This window comes from Agrobacterium sp. MCAB5, from assembly GCF_052114365.1.
Classification (GTDB): Bacteria; Pseudomonadota; Alphaproteobacteria; order Rhizobiales; family Rhizobiaceae; genus Agrobacterium; species Agrobacterium tumefaciens.
The window spans coordinates 297,363-316,835 of record NZ_JBFREP010000004.1 but is presented as its reverse complement, the minus strand read 5'-3'; the positions used below and the strand labels follow the sequence as shown (position 1 = coordinate 316,835).

Below are 19,473 nucleotides of genomic sequence, written 5' to 3'. Positions count from 1 at the left end.
TCAATCAGACCTGTCGCTGAACACGTTGTAGATACCACCCCGGATCAGATCAACCGGCATTTGCAGGCTGGGGATCTGGGCGTTGGCGTTTTTGATCGTCTCAAGAGCCTTGTTCGCAAGAACATTCAGTGCCTGATCAGGCGGAAGCTGGAACATGACCTTGAGGCGAACTGCAAGGTTCATGCGAATGGCTTCCTCATATTCCGGTGGCAGAACGACCTCATCCGTCAGGTTGGCGAAACTCGGGAGAACCGCTTTGAGAGACAGGTGAATCTCGTAAAGGTTCGTCGGGATCGGCCAGATGAAGATATTGCCTAGCGGATAACCGGAATCGTAGAAAAGCACGGCGGGGAACGACTGCATGGCTTTCAGGGATATCTGGTTGTAATCCTGCCTCGACGTCAGCACCGTCAGGGGGTAGTCGACCTGATTGCCGGGAACGCCAACGTTCTGACGGAAGAACGCCGCCTCGACGCTGTCCGGACGCGGATAGACCAGATCACCGCCGGCACCAATCGAGTATGATTGAGAGCCATCGGCTTGAAACGCCACATCGACCAGATGATAGACGAGCCACCGTCGGCGCGCCCACTGTGCCAGCATGGCGTTTAACCTGCGCAGCGCATCGTTCGCGTCTTCTGCAGTCGCGGTCTGACCTACGCCGATCGCGCCCGCGTCCTTGAGGGCATCAATGATGATATCGCGGGCTGTCGACATTGGTTCACTTCACGGTTTTGGTGGCTGCACGCTTCACGGTTTTGGTGGCTGCCGTGGAGCGCAGGGGAAGTTTTGGAGCGTCGGTCCACTCGGAAGTGACCGTTTCCTCTTCATCGGCGTTATGCACGGTGAACATCGCGTTCGTTTCCGGGTGATAGACTGCCTTCGGATATTCCTGAAACTCGGTCATGTGTCCTTCCTTCGCGAATAGCGGACATCGGGTTGCGCGCCGCCCCACTCAGGGCCGAGCGCTTCTTCTTCCTCGGGGCCTTCCACGTCCTGGCTGTCACCAGTGGTCCGGTGATATAGGCGCTTCGGGTAATCGGGAGACGCGGGGCGACCGCTAGACCGCCCCGGCTTGTTGAGCTTGAGATAGATCGTCGGCATGGCCGAGCAATCAAATCTTGTCAGCGATGATCGACGCCCACTCACCGCGCGGCCAGGTGTAGCCGTAGATGACGTCGAGGCGGGTTGCGAGCTGGTCGGTGCCAACCACGTAAGCCGTGATCATGCGCAGCGAGATGCCGTCCTGAGACCGGCGGGCCGCTTCATGAACGCCCTTCGGAAGAACAAGGTCGGCCGTGGCAAGCGTGACCGCTTCCGGGGCGTAGGCGATGTTCTTGCGATAGACTTCGTTCGGCTTGTTGGCGAGGCGGACAGCCGCGCTGTTGGCCGGAGAGGCATCAACAGTCTGGTACTGCACAGCGTTACCGCCATTGGACGGGACGATGGCCGGATAAACCGGGATCGCCGTTGCGCCGCTTGCTACATCAGCCGTCACAACGAACTGACGCAGCTTGCCGGTGGTCTGCTTCGTGACACGGTTGACCATGAAGACGCCGTCGATGGTGATGATATCACCCTTCTTGAGCGTGCCAGTGATCGCATTCGTCACGACAGTGTTGCCGGTCTGGCTCGCCCCATTCACAGTGCCGGCTGTGAACGAACCGGTGGTGTGCTTGATGACGGTCTGGTCCATGTACCAATCGAACGACAGAGCGTTCTTCATGGAACCGGTGCGGTACTGCTGGGAGATTTCCTGCGACGGGTTGAACAGACCGGAGAGCGTAGAGACCACGCGAGCTTCGGTGTATTCGTCCATCACCACCTTGCGGCCAGGCATCTGCGGCGCCGAGTTGGATTCCAGAGCGGCTTTGCCCTGAAGGATCGTATCAGCGGTCGGGGAGATGATGTTGCCCGAGCCATCGACGTTGGATACGAAGTTGCAGACACTGCCTTCGACGCTGCCCATGACGTTCAGGGCAACGGCGCCAGCGAGGTTGTTGACCATGGGGGCGAGAACGCGATCCGCATAGTCATCCAACTTCAGAGTGCGTTCGGCGGTCGAGAACGACACGTCGACACCCTGCTGGGTGGAGAGGGTCAGGGAAGTGTATTTTTCGGAGGTGTCCTGCGCCTGGAGGGCCGTGCCGGTACGGACGGTAAAGTCGTTGGGCAGACGGATACGCAGGGAATCACCAATCTTGGCACCGTCGACGGCGAACTGGTCGTCGTACTGGGTGTTGATGTTCTGGATGAACATATTGGAGTTCTTGAACAGCGACACAGCGGCGCGCGTGATCATGTCGATCGTCAGAATTGCATTTGACATTTTCCGGGTTCCTTGGAGCTTCGGCCGACTGGCCTTTGGGGTTAGCCACAGTCCTTTCGCTGTGGCGATTTGCGGAGCCCGAGACCGCTTAAGTGAAGCTGGGCGGAATGCCTGGATACGGACCAGTCACCGGAAGCCCTGATTTGCCCGTCAGGTCGGGTCAGTCTGCACTGGGGCGCTTTGTCGCCGCCCCTTGTGTTTTGCGGCTTCGCTGCGGTTGGGTTCGCGTGGACGTCGCAGCGATAACGACCACGTATCTGATTATCCGCGGTTCCGCTCAGAGAACCGCTTGAGGAATTCACGGCTCCACTTGTCCTGATCCGCGTCAGGATCTTCGAGGACATTGGATTCCGTCGGTTTGCCGCCAATAGGGTTTACCGGCGGCGGCACCTTGGAAACAGGCTTCGGCGTGGGTGTATTGGGCTTCGACAGCCTCGTGCCGAGCTTCGCGATCTCCAGCGCCATTCGAACCGGAGGAAGAGACAGGATGCGTTCGGCTTCGTCTGGATTGCGGCCGAGTTCTGCGAAGACTTGGTGGCCATTGTCGAGTTCCGTGATCGCGTCGAGGAATTCAGGGCGGCTGTTGATCTCATGCCCGAACGCCGTCACCAGAGTGTCACGCGCATCCACGAAGTCAGCGATTTCCGCAACGCCCTTTTCGAAAACGTTGTTGCAAGCCGCGTTGCGCCTCTCGGCTTCCTGCCGCTGCGTCTCTTCTCGACGGATTTCATCACGGGTCTGCCTGCGAATATCATCGATCGACGGTTGTTCCCCGCCTTCCTGCGCTTCCTGACCAGCATTATTGCCAGTCCGGTACTGAGAAAGCTGGGCCTCGAGCTCCTGCGCTCGACGCTCTGCATCCCGGCGCTTGTTCGTCTCTTCGTGGATACGTTTCATTTCCCACGATAAAGGCTTCTTTTGTTTCGGCTTTTCTTCGGCCTGCTCCTGACCTTCGGCGGCATTCCCGCCGCTGTGTTCACCGCCCTCGCCGCCTTCTTGGCCAGCTTCGGCGTTGACTTCTTCATGCGTATTATCCGCTGCGTTCTCCGCACCGGTATTCGCTGCCACAGCTTCGCCTTCAGGCTGGGCCTGTGTGCCCATCTGCTCGATATCAGACATATCTCACCATTTCGGTTAGCCCTGCGAGCCGCGCAGGTGCGGAGCCACGGTTACCCGCCGTGTCGGGATTGGTTTATCAGCCGTCGATAACGGCGCACTTCTGGCCGGCAGATGCTGCGAAGTCGCACGTCGTGCCGTCAACGATCAGCCATGTGGTTCCGGCAACAGCGGTCGGGCTAGAACCAAACGTCACCCAGACGTTGTTGCCGGAAGCCGTGATGGACCAGTAGTACTGCTTGCCATCAGAAGGTACGGTGACGCTGGGAGATTGAGACGACGCGCTGGATGTAACGGTTGCCGATGCTGTTGCATTTGCGTCCGCAACAGGCATCACGGCATTGAGGCCGGAGCTTGCCTTGTTGCTGATGGCGGATAGAGCGATGCCAACAGTTGCCATTTACTTGCCCTTCCCGCACAGGCCGGAGAGCTTTGCAGCCTGCTCCTTCGCCATAGCGCTGACGTCGCGCATCAGCGATTTGTCTTTCTTGAGTTCCTCGGCGCGCATGATCGTCCGCATCGCATCCTCGGTCTTCCACCGCTTCTCGTCGGCCATTGCTGGGCCGCTGACGCTGGCAGGCTTGGGGGTGGGCTTCGACACCGTCTTTGGTGCAGCCTTTGCGCTGCCAGCCGCCTTGGCGACCGGCTTCATGGATGACTTGTGGCTCATTGCAGGTTCCTCAATGAAAGCTCGGGCGTCTTCTCGCTTGCCCGGTCGTTGAACTCGGTGATGGCGTCATAGATTTCTTGCTTGACGTGCTCTGTGGTGCCGGGCAGCGCCATCACGCCCACAAGGCTATCGATCGCTGTCTGGATGTGATCCTTCCAGTGCATCCTGACGAACCGTCGCTGTGTCCCGGCCTGAGCGCGGAACTGATCTGTCCGGTTCATGTCATAGAAGGCGCCAGCGATTTCCTTGGCGGTATGCTGGATGAGTTCCGGCACTTCGCCGGAGCGGATTTGCAGAAGCATTGTTGCGACCTTTCGGCTTTACGCCGCCTGTACGGGCATCTGTGGCTGCGCCTGAGGCATTTGCATGCCCTGTGGCTGCTGTTGGTCTTCCTCGCCTTCTGGCGCGCCTCCTGAGAGCATTTCAGCCATCAACTGCATGAATACCGGCCTGATCTCGTCGGGCGAGATCGTGGGGCCGCTATTGCCGATTGCGGTAATGCGCTTCGTTTCGGCCTCGTAAGACCTGATGTTGTGGTCAGCATCCTTGTTGGTCAGCTTCTCTTGCAACGCGGCGATGGCGTTCTGCATCGTCTGCATCTGCTGCTGCATCTGCTGAACTTCTGGAGGCGGCGCATCGCCCTTGACTGCCGGCGGGATGGTGCGTGCCCAACGCTCAGCCAGTTCATCAGCCAGCGGGAAGTCGGCAGACTTGAACATCAGGTCGCCGGCAACATTCATGAATGCTGGGTTCTGCGTTGCGATCTGCGTCATAGCGTTGAAGGCTTCTTGACGGCGCGTTGCGTAACCCGGGCCGACATCGGAAATCACGTCGTACCGGCCGACATTCGGGTTGAAGATGGCCGCGACTTCCTCGCCTTCCTTCTTCTGCTCCTGGTATGCTTGCTCATGACCCGGCTGGATCTGGACTTCCGTCTTCTCCCCATCCTTGCCGATGATCTCGATCACGCGCTCGGTGTCGTAAATCTTCGGGATGAGGTCGATCATGATCTTGCCAGTGAAGCGAATGGCCGCGGCAAGATTGTCGATGAAGTGATAGGTCGCCCGGTCGCCCTGACGTTGACGCTCATTGATCGCGCGACCCGACACGGCGTTTTCGTTCTGTCCGAACTGGCTCTGGTACTGGCCAGATGACATCATCATCTGCTCTTGGCAGATATTCATGCCCTGGATGTAAGCGGAAGCCATCGTTGGCGGTTGCTGGCGCTGGGGCGCAGCTATCGCGTTGCCCTGTTCGTCCACCGAGTTGTACGGAAGTATGGCCTTGGCATCCAGATTGTTGCCAGCCCAATACTCCTCAAGCCCTTCGATGGCCTTTGCCGGAGCGATGTACGGCGACTTGCTTTGCAGAGCGACCTGCGCCGTGCCTTCGCTGGCCCAGTAATTGTACATCCGCTGGGCATCCTTCATCGCGCGGGTATGCCCCTTGCGATCGAGCTTGCCCTCAATGATGGTCTCTTCACCGACGACGCGGACGATCGGAATGTACTTCCCGAGCCACGGGCGCTCATCAATCACCTTCGAGCCGGCAATCTTGAACCATGTGATCTCGTCGGTGACGATCGGACGGGTGAGCGTCGTGTCTTCCTTCTCGACCAACTGGTAGATGGCTTTCTGTTCATCCGTCATTTTTGACTTGCGGACGATGATCTGTTGGCCAGCTTCGACATACGGAGGAGGCACGATGAAGGCACACAGCGTGTCCTTCTTCTGGTCCTTCCTGTAATACTCGGCAATGCGGATCGTCTCTTTGTCGAGCCATCCATCCGTGTTGCCAAGGGCGGGAGTCCCGATGAGATCGGCGTGCTCCGGGTATTCCTTCTTGAACTGGTCGTGCGGCACATCCTCGTAGACGATACCGAACCGGGCATCTGATCCATCCGCCTCGTTGATATGCGGGTCAAGATAGACCGAAAGCGGGTTCTTCACCCGACGGATGTATATCTCCTGGTCGAAGCTGTCGTCGGAAATGTAATCCGTCACGATGCGCCAGTAGCCTATGCCAGCCTGCACCTGAAAATCAGACGCAGTGTCGTAGGCGGCCTCCGCGTTGGACTGGTACTCGATGTGGCGAACCACGCCTTCCATAATCTGGGCAGATTCGTAAGTCGATCCATCGCCCACCGCGCGGATCGTCACTCCTGGCTTGTTCTGCTTGGCGTCATTGGTGATCTGCAGGTTATGCTGACGGGTCTTGTTGATCGTCAGCGTGGGCTTCTGCTGGCCGACGCGCGACTTCATCAACTCATCCGGCCACTGCCAGCCATTATCCGGGTCGGCGTTGGAGAACTTCAGGTCTTCCACAAAGCGTTTGCGGGCTTCGCTTTCCCAATCCTCGCAATCCTTGTGGCGGTCTTTTGCCTCCTGCACGATTGCTGCGGTATCGCGATCAGTCGTTGCCATTATCCCATCCAGCCTTGCGCCGCCGAGTGAGCGGAAAGATTGAGTTTCGGTTTGTTAGGAAGGGTGACCTTCGTTTTGGCCTGAACATTCAGGAGACGGCCGAAAGCACCGGACGAGGCGTCAACCTGGTCCTTGATCGATGCGCCGGGAAACATGCACAGCTCATCCAGATATTCTTCGTTCCATGGCCCGCGCAGCAGATAGACGTTGCCTGCCTCGCACTGAGCGGCGAACGGTTCTGCACGCGTCACCTTGTCACCGGACTCCGGCTGAGCGGTGACAGAGTATCCTGCCAGCATTTTCACGTAGTCCTGGGCCTGAACCTTGCCCGCCTGCCCGGGGTCTTGAGGCAAGGAGATGTAAACCCCGATCCCGTCGACCTCGGCCGTCATGGTAATCAACTGACGGACTGCGTGGCCTTCGCTTCTAGTCTTGGCGACGTGGCCAACAACGAAAGATCCGTCAGGCTGTCGCCCGAGCTTCACACCCGCCGTCCTTGCCGACGTGTTGCCCTTGCTGGCCGCCAAGTCCCAATGCCTGACCCAGACGGTGTCTTTATCGGCGCTATCAACGAACCTGTCAGCGAACCATTCACGCTTGAACATGCCGCCATCGCGTGGCGCCGGGCGCTGCTGGTACTGACCGGCCCACGCATACGAGCCCTTGCTTTTCTTGAGGCGCTGAACTTCTTCGCCCGGGAACCGCTCGGGGAACAGCAGTTCACCTTCTTGCGTCCGCGGATCTTCGAAGAACAGTTTGCCCTTCACATATGTCCGGCACGCACCGCCCGTCTTTCGCCCGTGGGCGTCCACCCGCTCGCATTCGAATTGCATCGGCAGGCTGAGGTGCACAAACCCTATGTCGAGTTCCAGCGCCACACCCGCGACATCCTGCGTGTGCAGTCGCTGCATGATGATGACGATGGCAGAACTGGTCACGTCATTGAGACGGTCAGAGATGCCTTCCCGGAAAATGCGAACTGCCGTCTGGCGCTCAGCATCGCTTTCGGCTGTCTCGGTCGAATGGGGATCGTCAACCTTTACCCGGTCGCCACGACCACCAGTCATTGAACTGAACGGTCTGGCTTCACTGAACCCGTTGCCCGTGTTTTCGAACTTGCCCTTGGCGTTCTGGTCATCACGTAGCTTGAGAGGCCAAAGCGCCTGGAACTTCTCGCTTTCGATCAGCCGGCGAAGCTTCATGTTGTCGCGCAGCACGTTCGGCTGGCTGTAGGACGTGGCCAGCACCTGTATGTCAGGTCGACCAATCGGTCCCCACTCCCAGCCGGTCCAGAAGACCATCAGGAGAGACTTCATCATCCCCGGAGGAACTGTCATCAGCAGGAACTGAATGTCACCGTCAGTGACCGCCTCTAGATGCTTGCACATTGCCTTGAGAGCCCATCCCATCTTGAGCGGGCGCGTCGGCTCCAGTACCGTCCAGAACTCTTCAATGAACCCTTCAAGAGACTGGCACTTGCCCCGGATGATTTCAGCATCTCTCGCGATTGTCTCGCGCTCGGTGTCCTTAGCCCTCCTCGCCTGCTCCAGACGTATCAGCCGCAGCATCGTCGCTGGATGCGCCGGCAAGCTTGGCGCAGAATACGGCGAAAGCTTTGAGCTCGTCATCCTCGAAACCTGTTAGATCGATTTGAACAGGACCACCATCGGGCCCGCTAATCTCTTGCGTGACTTTGCCGTCAAGCCTGTCGGCCACCTCTTTGATGGCCTGCACGTCACCGGCTACTGCCTTGCTGACCAAAGCCTCAGCGACGGCGCGCAATTTGGTTCCTCCGCCAGCATCCGAAGCTTCGTTGATCGCGATCCTCAGCATGTTGGCGAAAGACTTCTCTTTGGGAGGTCTGCCGGCCATATTAAATTCACCTAACCATTTGATAGATCAGTTTTTACGGCTACTGAAATCATTGAGATTTTGGGTTCGCTCTTCGAAAGATTGGAAAACCATTTCAAAACTGCTTTATCTGCCGCGTGGGTTTGGCGCATTTACCATCTTGCGCGCGATAGTTTTGTTCTAACGGTTTCCGGCTTGCGCGCTTCCTCGCCGTAATGAAGGGGGATCACCCCGGAGCGGCGACGATGGATCTCATCCGCGAGCTTTGCCTTGTCCCTCGCGCCGGAATGTCGAAGTCGGAGTTCTCCGCTCCAATGGACGCGCGGCATGTCGCCAGACCGCGCGCCTTCAGATTGGTATCAATACAGCAGCGCCACAGGGCCGCGTGCAGCAGTGTAGGTTGTCGGCGGAGTGATTGCCGCCCCCGTGCCAAAGGTGCCCGTTGTAGAGCCTGTGAGGACCGGTGCAGACGGTGCATTGTATTGAGCAAGGCGAGCCGTGGTGCCGTTGAGCTGGACAGCGATGAAATACTGACCGGGCTGAGCGGAGTACGGCGCCGTGAACGGAATGCGCTGCCAGCTGTTGGCCGTGCCGACGGTGACGCCTGCGGTGGCCGTGGTGGCAACCAGAGCACCGGTGGCGTCGTGAAGCTCAAAGATGAAGCTGTCAGTGCCGCCAGTCGCGCCAATCAGCGCCTGGATGCCTGTGAGGGTCTGTGCAACGCCGATCGATGTGCTGACATAGTAGCGGGTGCCGGCGACGGGTGTTGCGCTGACGTTGTTGGCCAACAGGTTCATCAGGGCTGCGAGATGCATCAGGGATACACCGGCCGAGATGGGCAGAGAGCCGTCGGTGCGGTTGGTATCGACAGGGAGAGTTTCAGAGCCATAGAGGGGGCCAACGGCGGGAAGGCCGTTTGTCAAAAGACCGGACATTGCTTTTCCTTTCGGTTGAGAAAATGCGCTTTAGCCGCGCTGCGTTCATCCGGTCTTGCCGGAATGAATAATTACTTTGGGCTGACGAATGTCATGTCGTGCTGCTGGCAATATCGTTTGAAGGCGGCCTCGTGCAGTTCGCCGGGGAGCATTTCGATGCTATGCCCAATAGTCCCTCCCTTCCACGATCCTTTGCGCTGTCCGGTCTCGCCAGAGAACTGGATATCGAGGTCGCGACGGATCTTCTTTCGGCGGAACAGCGAGAGCCATTTGAAATAGCCTTCACCGAATTTCCACTCTCGCTCCTCAATCACGGTATTGGCCGTGAGTTCTTCGCCGTCGAAGTCCTTGAAGGCGAATGTTGCCGATGGGCAGGTGTCGCGTGCAATTGTCCTGGCCATGAAGTCATAGGGCTCGCCAACAACACGCTTAGGCTCTGTCCAGAAGTGTTCACCCTTCAAGCCGTAAAGGCTGTGACGAATGAACCGCCACTGCGTCCACGGCAGGAAATATCCCTTGCTCTGCGTGGTGCTGCTGTCGTGCGTCTGGCGACCGAGCCTCAGGCTGAGATGCCCCTCATGATACGAGAAGCCATATTCCCGCTCGTCAAGCTGCCAGTACCAGTCACGGCCAAGACGCTCGATTGTGGCTGCATCCCAACCGAGTGCCGTCACCTTTTCCCTATAAGGCTTGATGATCTGCGGGAGTGCCGCAATGAAGGTGAAGCCCCATAGGCTGATACGCAGCCTGCACCGGCCGTGCTCGTCGTCATGGTCGCCGGAGCTGAGCATCATGGCAAGATGCTTGTAACTGCGGTTTCTTGCAAAGGTGAGAGGACCAAAATAATGGTCGTTGTCGCTCCAACGATTGGCTCGCATATTGAAATCCTGAATTAGGGTTGAATAATCACCTGACGCACTGGCGCTGGATAACCAGATATCCTGCGGTCTTGCGCTTGCCGTTCTGGTCGACCACCTGCCACTGAATGACGACTGGCGTGCGATCCACGATGCATGGGCGATTCGGCTTGATCATCGCGACGGTTTCAGACGGTCTATCGAGCCTTGGCAGATATGCGACCTGCTTTGCGTCAGACGGGCACCACAGCGCGAAGATCACGACAGCGGCCACTAGACCAAGATTGATGATCCAGCGCATCGGTGGCCTCCTATGTGCGAATACGGTCAATGTCTGGATACGACCACGAAGCCGTTTGTCATCGCGACCTGGCGAAGCGTCATTTCTGGACCGATCGCGAGAGGTTCGCCTTCGTCGTCAAACAGTGCTGATCTGATATCGCCGTTGTCGTTTATCTTGCCGATATATGCCGCGTTGGTTGGTTCGAGGAACCGGGTGCAGGCTTGCTCGCGGGCGTCGTCGGCAGTCATGGCTATTGCACCCTGCCCGGCCGCCGTGCTTTTCTGGATGCTGGCATGGGTAACCTTGGGGGATGGGATGGTCTGGGCTTCGGTTGTGTTTGGCGCGCTGTCGGCGGTCTCTTGGCTGCTGTCAGCGCTTATTTCGCCGGTCATGACGGCTAGCTATTGGGACGGACCGCCCGCGTCACTCGTGAGGCGGATGAAGCTCGGCTCCGGGCTAAATGCTTCCGGCGCGCTTTTCGGTTCAATAGCAGTTGGCCTTCAGGCCTACTCAACATATCTGACTATGTAGTGACCCGCTCTTGCTCGGTGGTGGTCATGGGGTGGCGACACCGATCAGCCGAAGGGAGCCATCTGGTTCACGGCGCAAGTGCGTCTCAACGCTGTAATCACCAGAACCACAATCCACGCCAATGATATTAGCGCCTCTCATGCGAGACCGGCCCTTGTGCTGCGCCATGCAGTCGGGCGAGCAATAGCGCCCTGTTAATTCGCGCCCACGGGCAGTCTTATCCGAACCGCAGTTCTCACAGCGCTTCATCGCTCTCTCCATGTGGGCGGGTGAATTTGGTTAGGCGGCGACGGAAGCGAATATCTCTGGGTCTGCCTCGACGCATCGGCGGGCGCGAAGCACGTTGCAAACCGCCACTGCGATCTGTTCACCCGTCATGCGCCAGCGGATATGGTCTGCGGCTTCTTCCATCGTGAATTTGCTGTAGCCCTTCACGCCGAGGCCAGAGCAGATTGCCTGAAGCTCTTCGCGCCACAGCATAAGCAGCGCGCCGGGAGGCAGTGTCGCTATCGGCTTGCGCCATGCATCACGTCCGCGCCAATAATTGGAGCACTCGACATGACCTTTGCGCTCAACCCTTGGGAATACCCAGGCTATCGCATCTCGGGCTTGCTTTGGCGGATATGAGCCAAGCGGCCCGCCCTCCAAGAACTTCTCATGAAGAGCGGCGTAGACATGAGGCGTGACCAGCGACATGGCCTTGATCTGGTCCGGAAGACGGTCAAGCTTGTCCTTGGCGCTCTTGATCTCGACGGCGGCAAGTGACTTCTCACCCACGGCCAAGACATCGATGCGATTGCCGAAGCTGGCGGCGTTGATCTCGTGGATGATCCGGCACCCCGGCATCATCTCGCGCAAACGCTCCACCACCGCCACCCGTATCTCTCCCTCTGCGCTGGATCGATAGGCTGGCATGCTCATCTCCTGAATTGGTTCAGCCCCACCTTGTTACGGGCGGGGCTGTTGGAATGCCCATCGGGCGAATTGCTATGCTGCTTCCAGCTTGGCGCGCCGTCGTGCTTCACGTTCGGCTGCCGTTGTGATATTTGCGGGGCTATTCATCGGCGCTGCATGCCGGTTTATCTCTTCTTCCCGCCCACAAACCGTTGACGTTATCGATTTGCATGAGTGTTTTGCCTCTTCGTGTGACACATGTAAACCTGCGCAATCACGCAAGATAATTGCACGCTTGCGCAACTTAGTTTCAACTTCTTGCAGCGTTTTTGTAATTTTACGCAATATCGTTCGTTTAACCCATGCATCTTTGTGAGGGCTTCGGCGGTTTCTGTTCTCGATGAAGCGCTTGAATTCCCATCCACGCGCCTTCACTTCCGCATAGGCAAGCAAAATCCTGCGGTCTTCGTCGTCAAAGATCAATGACACCCAGGAGAATGCCTCTTCCATCCGCCCGACGCGAGGCCTGCTGCACTTTGCTCTACGCTCAGTTATGTCATTGACTGCTGCGTGTCGCTGGCGGGTGATGTGGTCCTCTCCTGCGACAAGCTCGACAGTCTCGTGCCCACGGATTTCGGCACTGGTTGATGATGTTTCGGGCCATGCATTGCCGAAGAGTTTAGGACCGGTGGCGATGGGGAGCGCCATGTCTGTCTCCATGGCCTCGATTAGACGCTCAAGGATTACGGCCTGCGGTTCCGTTATCGACATTCCGATATCGGCTTCCCGAATGATGGCGCCATCCATGTCACCAGTCCAGTCTCGTCCGTCTGACTTCCACCCGCGCGGCTCGCCAATGCGGTTTCCGTCTCGGTCCACCTGGTAGCCGATGTAAGTCCAGAATTGATCCCGACGCCCGGTTGTTCTGTCGATGAGCTTTTCTCTCCTGACAATAAACACCCTGCGTCCAGCCATGTCGAGGTAACTCTGTTGCTCGGAAATCTTCATGCCGCGTGCTCCTGTTCAATCATAGCGTCGGCCAACAGCGTGCCGATCTTTTCCCATGTCTTGCCCATTCGCCCGTAGCTTCCATTTACGAGGCGGTGAGCGCGTTTCTTGATGTGGGCAAGGTCTACGCGCCCGAACTCCTGAATTACGTCTGGCGCCTTCCTGTGGGCCATGTGAGCCGATATGAACCGCCATACCGACAGGATAACCACGTCATCAAAGCAGGTTGGGTTACTTGTCTGAATGCAGCGGACCACCAGCCCTGTCAATTCCATGTCTCTTCGCATCAGGCGAGCCACTGTTCTGCCTCCATAGACGACGTTCGCCGGCCGGTCTTTCCACCCTCTGGCATCGGTATAAGGAAGAACCTTGATGCCGTATCCTTCAAGGAAGCGGTGCACGTTGATGCCGTTTGGCGACCGTGGGCGCTTAGCGATTGTCTCGGGGAACAGATCGGCTGCCGGGTGGCTGGTCATTCCGCCCTCGCCTTTCCGCCGTGAAGCGCCTGCCAGTTCTCCATCTCGGCTTCGAATGTGCCGTTGTCGATCATCGCTTGGATTTTGTTGTAGGAATGAAGCGCCGTCGTGTGGTCGCGATGCCCCATCCAGTTGCCGACCTGCGGGAATGAAAGGTTCGGCCTCTCCATCTTTATCGCATGGATAATCACCTGCCTCGGGAACACTATCCGGCGAGCACGGGACACGCCTTTAACTTCGGCCATAGAGACACCGGGAAAGCTTTTCAGCAATTCCACGGCAATCTCTGTCATGCTGCGGTCACGGGCTATCTCGACCGATCCTCCGGCATATGGGCAGTATTCGCCAACCCATGCGATGCAGAGGGATTTGAAGGTGGTGAAATGGAGAGGGATGATTTGGCCTTCTGGCGCGACCTGAACCAATCGTGGCTTTGGTATCTCTATCGGTTTCGGTGCGGGCGAAACGGATTTCAACCGCATTGCTTTCCGCACTCTATCCGCCTCTCTGGCCTTTGCTGCTTCGTGCCATGCTCTTTGCGATGGGGTTAGGGTGACGTGGTGGTTCATGGCGACACCTCGGCTGTCTTTGCAAGTAAAACCTTGACGGATCTGGCGATGGCATAGGGATCACAAGCGTAGAGGCCAAACTGCCCAATACGAGCGGCGTTGAACTCAATCACACCAATTTTGCCGTTGATGAGGGCAACATCTATGATCGCATGCTCTGGAACCATCTCGGCAGCAATTCGCTCAACAAAGTCAGTCATTTGAAGCGTCAATTCAGACGATCGAATGGCTGGACCCGTATGCGTCGGCGTCAGATAATGCATTGAGAGCACTTCGGTGTTCAGCGGCGTCAGGTGAACGGCTACAGGCGATTGTGTGACAATCTCGCGGTCAATCACCACGAACCGGCGCTCGTATTTCATGTCTACCAGTTCCTGCACCATAATGCAGGGAGGTCGGTCTATGAAGGAATATGCCCAACCTTCGGTCAGCTCTGCCATGTCGCAACCGGATGGCAAGCGAACTGCCATCTTCTTGGTGTCTGTCGCCTTGAGGAAAACGCCGCGACCTGCCTTGTGAAGCCTATCCACTTCTGTCATCGCGTCGGCCCAGCTCATCAGTTTGAACATGCGTCGGCTGTTCGACAGGAAGGCTTGATCGCGCCAATAAGGCATCGAATCTTGGATTAGGAGGTGAGGTTGACGCACATATTCAATCCGCTTGCCCCGACCGAAGAAATATCCGTCTTGTGGTGTGGCTGCATCGAATGGCAGCAGCGTGATTTCATCTGCGAATACATCGTGCATCGCCTTCCACAAAGCGGCATCTTCGAGGCGCTCTTCCGGGTCTTGCGTATCAGTTAGCCGGTAATAGAGCTTCATGCCATTTCCCTCCGCTCAACGCTGATCTCTTTGCCCTTGCTGGGCTTCCTCTCGACAATCACCGACTTGCCGCCGCCTAGGAAAAGCTTCTTCGTCGCAGCCGCGAACTTCACTTCCTTCGAGGTTGGCCGTGGAGCGACGTTTGTGTCCGCCGTCATGTTCCCGTTCAGATGGTTCATAAGCGCGTCGTGACCAGCGTCCTTGGCTTCCTGCTGGTTTGGGAAGATGATGTCGTACCTGCCGTCTCGCAGAACCCGGTTCTCTGGCCAGATCGGGTCGCGATACCAGGCAATCCAGCCTTGGGGCGACAGTTGAGCACCTGAAGCGTATTTGTTTGTCATGCTGCGATCCAATCCATCTGCTTCGGGCCACGCATCGCGTATTCTGGCCACTGGTCTGCCATTGCTTCGGCTATGCCGGTGAAGAACCTCGATCGCTCTTTCCATCGGTCGGGACCGGGCGGCATGCGATGAACCCGTGCTGTGCGCCCTTCGACTATGTTGGTAGGGACGAGCGGCGGCAGGTTCTTGAGCCACAGGCATGTCCGCTTCACCTCCGGGTGGCCGAACTGCCAAGGCTGGACGCTCTGGGCGAAGTCCTCATAGTTCTCGATCCGCTCCTTGGCGTGCTTGTGCATCACCGGGTTCTCGATCGCGATACGCTCGATCGGCGCATTCCAGAAGGTGGAGAATAGCGCAGCGCCCTCGTCCAGCTCCGCCCACATTTCAGCCTCTGTCTTGCCGGGAGGCGCCTTGGACAGCCAGCGCACTCCGCTGTTGCAAAGCCGGGTGCATGGCGGATGAGCTACCATGAGCAGATCCCAGCCATCATTGAGCAGTTCGCGCGCATCACCGGTGATATGTCGGTTGCTGCCATCCTCGGCCGGCAGAAGGTCGCAGGACCATGCATCGTGGCCGCGATCGAGAAAGGCATTTCGGACCGTGCCGGAGAACTCGCAGGCGATAAGAACTTTCATCGGGTTCATCGCGGAAACAACTCCCTGCTATTCACTGCCTTCTCAAACTCCGGCCCAAAGCTGGTGCTTGAGCCGTTCCATTGGATCTCTTGGCGCCGTGGAAACTCGTTCTCGCGGGAAAGCGCCAGAATGAACTCGGCTTTGCCCTTGACCTCGGCCATGGTGTCTTCCCACAGGCGGTAGTCATCCGTTCCTTCCTCGGGCTCCATGCCGGCGACTGACGGGTAGGCCTGATGGACGATAATCATGTTGTCGACGTCCTTGTCGATGTTGCCGAGCATGCTCTTGTAGGTTGGCCGGCGGCGCTTGGCGGCCATGAGGCGATCGCGGTAGCTCTTGCCCCATGTGCCGTCATTGCTGTTCTTGTTGATGTGGGTGAGCGCGATGATCGGTATCTTCCGCTTCATGGCGATGTTCTTGAGCGTCGACGTGGCGCGGTTCGCCTTTTTGAAGTCGTCGGCGTCTTCCATCTTGCCGGTCCACAGCAGCTTCAGAATGTGGTCGACAACGAAAGCCTCGATCCCGTGTTCGCCCTGCAGCCGGTTGATACGCTCGTCCAGTTCTTCAAGCGTGATCTGCTTGGAAATGATGTCGATGAACTTGAGGCGCTTGATGTCGGCCCCTGCCCTGACCAGCTGCTCGACTTCATCCTGAGATACTTGGCCTCGCTTTTGGCGCTTGGCAGATATCCCGGTGCGTCTGGCCTTCTCGCGCATGATGATCTGATCGGTCGGCATTTCGCCGCTGAGACCCGCAATTGGGTGCCGCTCTGCCAGATTGAAGAAGCACTGCCAGGCTGCCGCGGACTTACCAGTCTTCACGTCGCCGCCGATCACCAGCAGCTCACCGGTGCCAAGCGGCCCCATGAGATTGGTCAGTTCGGAAATTCCAAGATCAAGACCGGCCACACGGCGGCCTGCAATCGCGTCTGAAGTCACGCCGAGTGTTCGGTCCACCGCGTCAAGAAAGCTCTCCTGCGGCTCGTTACGGGCCTGTATGTCGGTGATAATGGCAGAGAAGCGATTGCGGCAATCCGTGATTTGGTCGATGAACTCCAGTTCGTCTGCTGCTCGTGTCGCCGCACTTCTTGCATTGTCGCCAACCGAGATTGCTTCCCTACGGTGATAGTATTCGGTCACAGCGTCCGCGTAGTCGGGCGTGTTGATGATGTTGACGGCTTCTGCGGCTAGGTGAGCCAGATACTGCGACACCGACATGTCACCGATTTTGATCGACACCATTTCAGGCGACATGTGCGACCGGACGGTAACGGCGTTCGCATCCTTATTGATCGCCCGCAGCTTCAAGATGGCGGTGTAGATTTCGCGATGGATGCGCTCGTAGAAGTGCGACACGTCAAATGTCACCGGCACGCGACTTACGGCTTCGTTGTTCATCAGTAAGGCGCCAAGCAGAGCCTGTTCCGCCTCGATGTTCGCGGGGATGAATTCTTGGTTCATGGCGTTCATGCTGCCTTTCCCCGGTGTTTCTTGTTCTCGATCGGGATTATCCGGCGCTCTGCAATGGCAGCGTATTCCGGGTTGAGTTCGATCATGATGGATCGAAGGCCAAGCTGTTCCGCAACCAGTGACACGGTACCGGCGCCACCGAAGGGGTCGAAGACGATTCCCGGTTCGGTACCGAAGACCTCGCAGATCGGACCGCAATTATCCGCAGAGCCGCAGCAGGCGCATATCCGCTTTGGCGTGCCTGCCTTTATGCAGCGCTCAGCCAGTGCCGGCGGGAATGTGGCAAAGTGAGATTCGCGAAATGCTCGAGGAGATATCGACCAAACGTTGCGGGCGTTGCGGGTCTCGGAAGTGTGGTTGTCAAGAGCGGCGTCAAAGCTGCTGTTATTCTTGATGCCCTTCCCCGGCTCCACAGTCTTCGAGACTATGCGGTCACGGCCACGGTCAGCCTCAGACGGATTGATCTTATCCAACCTGCCCCAGCCAACACCTGTGTCAGATTTCTTTCTGGAGACAGGCACGCGGTCAACATTCTGACGGCTATTCGGACCGGGGCGACGATTGTGTGTGCCACCCGTGACAGGCTCCCGAATTGTCTCATGGTCATAGAAATAATCTTCGCCTTTGGTGAGAAGCCATACCTTTTCGTGTGACGTCGTAGGGCGATCATAAACCGATTCCGGCATTGGGTTGGGCTTGTGCCAGATGATCTCTGAACGGACGTACCAGCCATCATCCTGGAGCGCGATAGCAAGCCGGTTCGGGATCATGCAGAGATCCTTCGGTTTAAGAAAACCGCCGGCGACAACTCGACCACCTGTTTCCATCCGAGACTGCCTGTCGCTCACATGGAAATGGCCGCGTGCCGTTCGATTATAGTTGGGATCGTAGATCGGGCCGACCGTTGAAAATGGCTTGTCGCGAAAGGTACGGTCATCGCTTCCATCGGTTTTGTAAGCCTCAGCAGATTTACCATTCGGCTTGGCAGCGTAGCAGTCACCATAATTCAGCCAGAGGGTTCCGGCTGGCTTCAGCACACGCCAGACTTCTCGGAATACGTTGACCATTACCTCGAGGTGCTGCCCCAGCGTCGGCTCAAGCCCGATCTGGCCTTCGACACCATAGTCGCGCAAACCCCAATACGGCGGCGATGTCACCACGCAGTCAACAGAGTTTGCCGGCATGGAACGCATCACTTCGATGCAGTCGCCAACGTGGATGGTGCAGCGTCCGTCTAGTATCGATCGAGTATCGTGTGTCATGCGCCAACCCCCGCAAACAGATCGCCAGTCGGCGCGCGCTCGTTGCGCTGTTGGAGAAAGTCTTGGAATGCCGGGCGATACCGGCCCGCATGGATCTCGGCGCCTCTCCAGCACACTGCCAGAGCCGCAGCTTCGGCCGCATTATCTCGGGTGGCTTTCTTAGACGGCAGGATGATGCCTTCCAGTTCGCACTGCTCAATGGCGGCGCGCTTCCAGTCGTTCTTTCCGTGATTGTCGAGTGGGGGCTTATAGCCAGCGCCGAAGAACATCTTGCGCCAGGTAGCCGCACTGATCGTTCCCCAAGGCTTTCCCCAGTTACCAAGCGTGGCATAGACGGCGCCATGCAGCATGCAGGAGGATACCGTCGCGGCCGAACCCTTAGGGCTCATCTTGAGAGCTGTTTCCAGTACGATGAAATCCGGCTTCTCGTCCTTGATCAGCTTCGTGACCTTCAATCCCATTTGGTCAGCGCAGTATTCGATGGATGCCTTTGCAGGGAACTCCATCACGTCGCAGCGGATCGAAGCCAGCGCATGCTTTGTTTCCCAGATTGCCCAGCCAGCGTGCTTGGAGATATCGAGACCGAGAACTCTCATTTGCGGCGCTCCTTCACCGGTTCGGAGAAAGCTCGCTCTTCGGTCCACTTGCCCCTGTAGATGCGGGTGCGCAGCGTGAAGAGTGGAATACCGGTCTCTTTTGAGATGTCCGACAGAGACAGCTTCCGCCCCTGATACGTGAAGGTTGCCAGTGGGGTTGCCGTGCCGCGCTTGCGATCCTGATAGGATTCGACGTCGACACCCTGCAGCACATCCCGCGTCAGACCGCCGACGGCCACCTTGTCGATTATCGCCTTCACAAGAGCGGTCGCGGTGACGCCGTAAAACTGCGCCTCGCTGGCAAGCACGCTCTCTGCTTTGGCTTGGATTTTCACCTGAAGGCTCATGTTCACCTCGTGGAAGAAAGAACCCGGTGCGGGGTCCGCTTTGCATGTCTCGCACCGGGT

General features: G+C 57.8%; 25 protein-coding genes. All 25 read right to left on the bottom strand.

Features of this window, described 5'->3' with window-relative positions; genetic code table 11:
- The 25 genes from AB4Z23_RS12345 to AB4Z23_RS12225 all read right to left on the bottom strand — a co-directional run bounded on the left by AB4Z23_RS12345 (nucleotide 1) and on the right by AB4Z23_RS12225 (nucleotide 19,413).
- Nucleotides 1–717, bottom strand: a complete 717-nt coding sequence (locus tag AB4Z23_RS12345; protein WP_441360216.1) for a hypothetical protein — start codon at nucleotides 715–717, stop codon at nucleotides 1–3.
- A 4-nt stretch (nucleotides 718–721) separates the two neighbouring features.
- Nucleotides 722–907: a hypothetical protein gene (locus tag AB4Z23_RS12340; RefSeq protein ID WP_441360215.1), complete on the bottom strand. Its 186-nt coding sequence runs from the start codon at nucleotides 905–907 to the stop codon at nucleotides 722–724.
- Nucleotides 908–1,114: 207 nt separating this feature from the next.
- A complete protein-coding gene (locus AB4Z23_RS12335) occupies nucleotides 1,115–2,329 on the bottom strand; it encodes a P22 phage major capsid protein family protein (protein WP_441360214.1) in 1,215 nt (404 codons plus the stop codon).
- A 261-nt stretch (nucleotides 2,330–2,590) separates the two neighbouring features.
- Nucleotides 2,591–3,448, bottom strand: a complete 858-nt coding sequence (locus tag AB4Z23_RS12330) for a hypothetical protein (RefSeq protein WP_441360213.1) — start codon at nucleotides 3,446–3,448, stop codon at nucleotides 2,591–2,593.
- A gap of 76 nt (nucleotides 3,449–3,524) precedes the next feature.
- Nucleotides 3,525–3,845, bottom strand: a complete 321-nt coding sequence (locus AB4Z23_RS12325; protein ID WP_441360212.1) for a hypothetical protein — start codon at nucleotides 3,843–3,845, stop codon at nucleotides 3,525–3,527.
- Entirely contained in the window at nucleotides 3,846–4,115 is a 270-nt protein-coding gene (locus AB4Z23_RS12320) for a hypothetical protein (protein ID WP_441360211.1), read from the bottom strand. It abuts the gene before it with no gap.
- Nucleotides 4,112–4,417 (bottom strand): hypothetical protein, encoded by a 306-nt coding sequence (locus tag AB4Z23_RS12315; RefSeq protein ID WP_441360210.1) that lies wholly within the window; start codon nucleotides 4,415–4,417, stop codon nucleotides 4,112–4,114. The genes AB4Z23_RS12320 and AB4Z23_RS12315 overlap by 4 nt, the downstream gene beginning before the upstream one ends.
- 18 nt (nucleotides 4,418–4,435) lie before the next feature.
- A complete protein-coding gene (locus AB4Z23_RS12310; protein WP_441360209.1) occupies nucleotides 4,436–6,538 on the bottom strand; it encodes a portal protein in 2,103 nt (700 codons plus the stop codon).
- Nucleotides 6,538–8,106 (bottom strand): phage terminase large subunit, encoded by a 1,569-nt coding sequence (terL, locus tag AB4Z23_RS12305; RefSeq protein ID WP_441360208.1) that lies wholly within the window; start codon nucleotides 8,104–8,106, stop codon nucleotides 6,538–6,540. The genes AB4Z23_RS12310 and terL overlap by 1 nt, the downstream gene beginning before the upstream one ends.
- Nucleotides 8,066–8,410, bottom strand: a complete 345-nt coding sequence (locus AB4Z23_RS12300) for a hypothetical protein (protein ID WP_441360207.1) — start codon at nucleotides 8,408–8,410, stop codon at nucleotides 8,066–8,068. Before AB4Z23_RS12300 ends, terL begins: the two co-directional genes overlap by 41 nt.
- A gap of 338 nt (nucleotides 8,411–8,748) precedes the next feature.
- The gene (locus AB4Z23_RS12295) at nucleotides 8,749–9,324 is read right to left on the bottom strand and encodes a hypothetical protein (RefSeq protein WP_441360206.1); all 576 of its coding nucleotides are present in this window, start codon (nucleotides 9,322–9,324) and stop codon (nucleotides 8,749–8,751) included.
- A 71-nt stretch (nucleotides 9,325–9,395) separates the two neighbouring features.
- Nucleotides 9,396–10,202, bottom strand: coding sequence for a hypothetical protein (locus tag AB4Z23_RS12290; protein ID WP_441360205.1), 807 nt, complete (start codon nucleotides 10,200–10,202; stop codon nucleotides 9,396–9,398).
- 28 nt (nucleotides 10,203–10,230) lie between these two features.
- Nucleotides 10,231–10,482 (bottom strand): hypothetical protein, encoded by a 252-nt coding sequence (locus AB4Z23_RS12285; protein WP_441360204.1) that lies wholly within the window; start codon nucleotides 10,480–10,482, stop codon nucleotides 10,231–10,233.
- 26 nt (nucleotides 10,483–10,508) lie between these two features.
- A complete protein-coding gene (locus tag AB4Z23_RS12280; protein WP_441360203.1) occupies nucleotides 10,509–10,856 on the bottom strand; it encodes a hypothetical protein in 348 nt (115 codons plus the stop codon).
- A 418-nt stretch (nucleotides 10,857–11,274) separates the two neighbouring features.
- Nucleotides 11,275–11,910: an NERD domain-containing protein gene (locus AB4Z23_RS12275; RefSeq protein WP_441360202.1), complete on the bottom strand. Its 636-nt coding sequence runs from the start codon at nucleotides 11,908–11,910 to the stop codon at nucleotides 11,275–11,277.
- Nucleotides 11,911–11,982: 72 nt separating this feature from the next.
- A complete protein-coding gene (locus tag AB4Z23_RS12270) occupies nucleotides 11,983–12,897 on the bottom strand; it encodes a hypothetical protein (RefSeq protein WP_441360201.1) in 915 nt (304 codons plus the stop codon).
- The gene (locus AB4Z23_RS12265) at nucleotides 12,894–13,373 is read right to left on the bottom strand and encodes a hypothetical protein (RefSeq protein ID WP_164056061.1); all 480 of its coding nucleotides are present in this window, start codon (nucleotides 13,371–13,373) and stop codon (nucleotides 12,894–12,896) included. Before AB4Z23_RS12265 ends, AB4Z23_RS12270 begins: the two co-directional genes overlap by 4 nt.
- On the bottom strand, nucleotides 13,370–13,651 hold the full coding sequence (locus tag AB4Z23_RS12260) for a helix-turn-helix domain-containing protein (protein WP_441360200.1): 282 nt from the start codon (nucleotides 13,649–13,651) through the stop codon (nucleotides 13,370–13,372). Before AB4Z23_RS12260 ends, AB4Z23_RS12265 begins: the two co-directional genes overlap by 4 nt.
- 287 nt (nucleotides 13,652–13,938) lie before the next feature.
- Nucleotides 13,939–14,763 (bottom strand): hypothetical protein, encoded by an 825-nt coding sequence (locus tag AB4Z23_RS12255; protein WP_441360199.1) that lies wholly within the window; start codon nucleotides 14,761–14,763, stop codon nucleotides 13,939–13,941.
- The gene (locus tag AB4Z23_RS12250; RefSeq protein WP_441360198.1) at nucleotides 14,760–15,104 is read right to left on the bottom strand and encodes a hypothetical protein; all 345 of its coding nucleotides are present in this window, start codon (nucleotides 15,102–15,104) and stop codon (nucleotides 14,760–14,762) included. Before AB4Z23_RS12250 ends, AB4Z23_RS12255 begins: the two co-directional genes overlap by 4 nt.
- Nucleotides 15,101–15,739 (bottom strand): hypothetical protein, encoded by a 639-nt coding sequence (locus AB4Z23_RS12245; RefSeq protein WP_112402357.1) that lies wholly within the window; start codon nucleotides 15,737–15,739, stop codon nucleotides 15,101–15,103. The genes AB4Z23_RS12250 and AB4Z23_RS12245 overlap by 4 nt, the downstream gene beginning before the upstream one ends.
- Before the next feature lie 5 nt (nucleotides 15,740–15,744).
- Entirely contained in the window at nucleotides 15,745–17,208 is a 1,464-nt protein-coding gene (locus tag AB4Z23_RS12240) for a DnaB-like helicase C-terminal domain-containing protein (protein WP_441360197.1), read from the bottom strand.
- Complete coding sequence (locus tag AB4Z23_RS12235) at nucleotides 17,205–18,470, bottom strand: DNA-methyltransferase (protein ID WP_441360196.1); 1,266 nt, start codon at nucleotides 18,468–18,470, stop codon at nucleotides 17,205–17,207. Before AB4Z23_RS12235 ends, AB4Z23_RS12240 begins: the two co-directional genes overlap by 4 nt.
- On the bottom strand, nucleotides 18,467–19,066 hold the full coding sequence (locus AB4Z23_RS12230; RefSeq protein WP_441360195.1) for a hypothetical protein: 600 nt from the start codon (nucleotides 19,064–19,066) through the stop codon (nucleotides 18,467–18,469). The genes AB4Z23_RS12235 and AB4Z23_RS12230 overlap by 4 nt, the downstream gene beginning before the upstream one ends.
- The gene (locus AB4Z23_RS12225; RefSeq protein WP_174068252.1) at nucleotides 19,063–19,413 is read right to left on the bottom strand and encodes a hypothetical protein; all 351 of its coding nucleotides are present in this window, start codon (nucleotides 19,411–19,413) and stop codon (nucleotides 19,063–19,065) included. Before AB4Z23_RS12225 ends, AB4Z23_RS12230 begins: the two co-directional genes overlap by 4 nt.
- Nucleotides 19,414–19,473 lie beyond the last annotated feature (60 nt).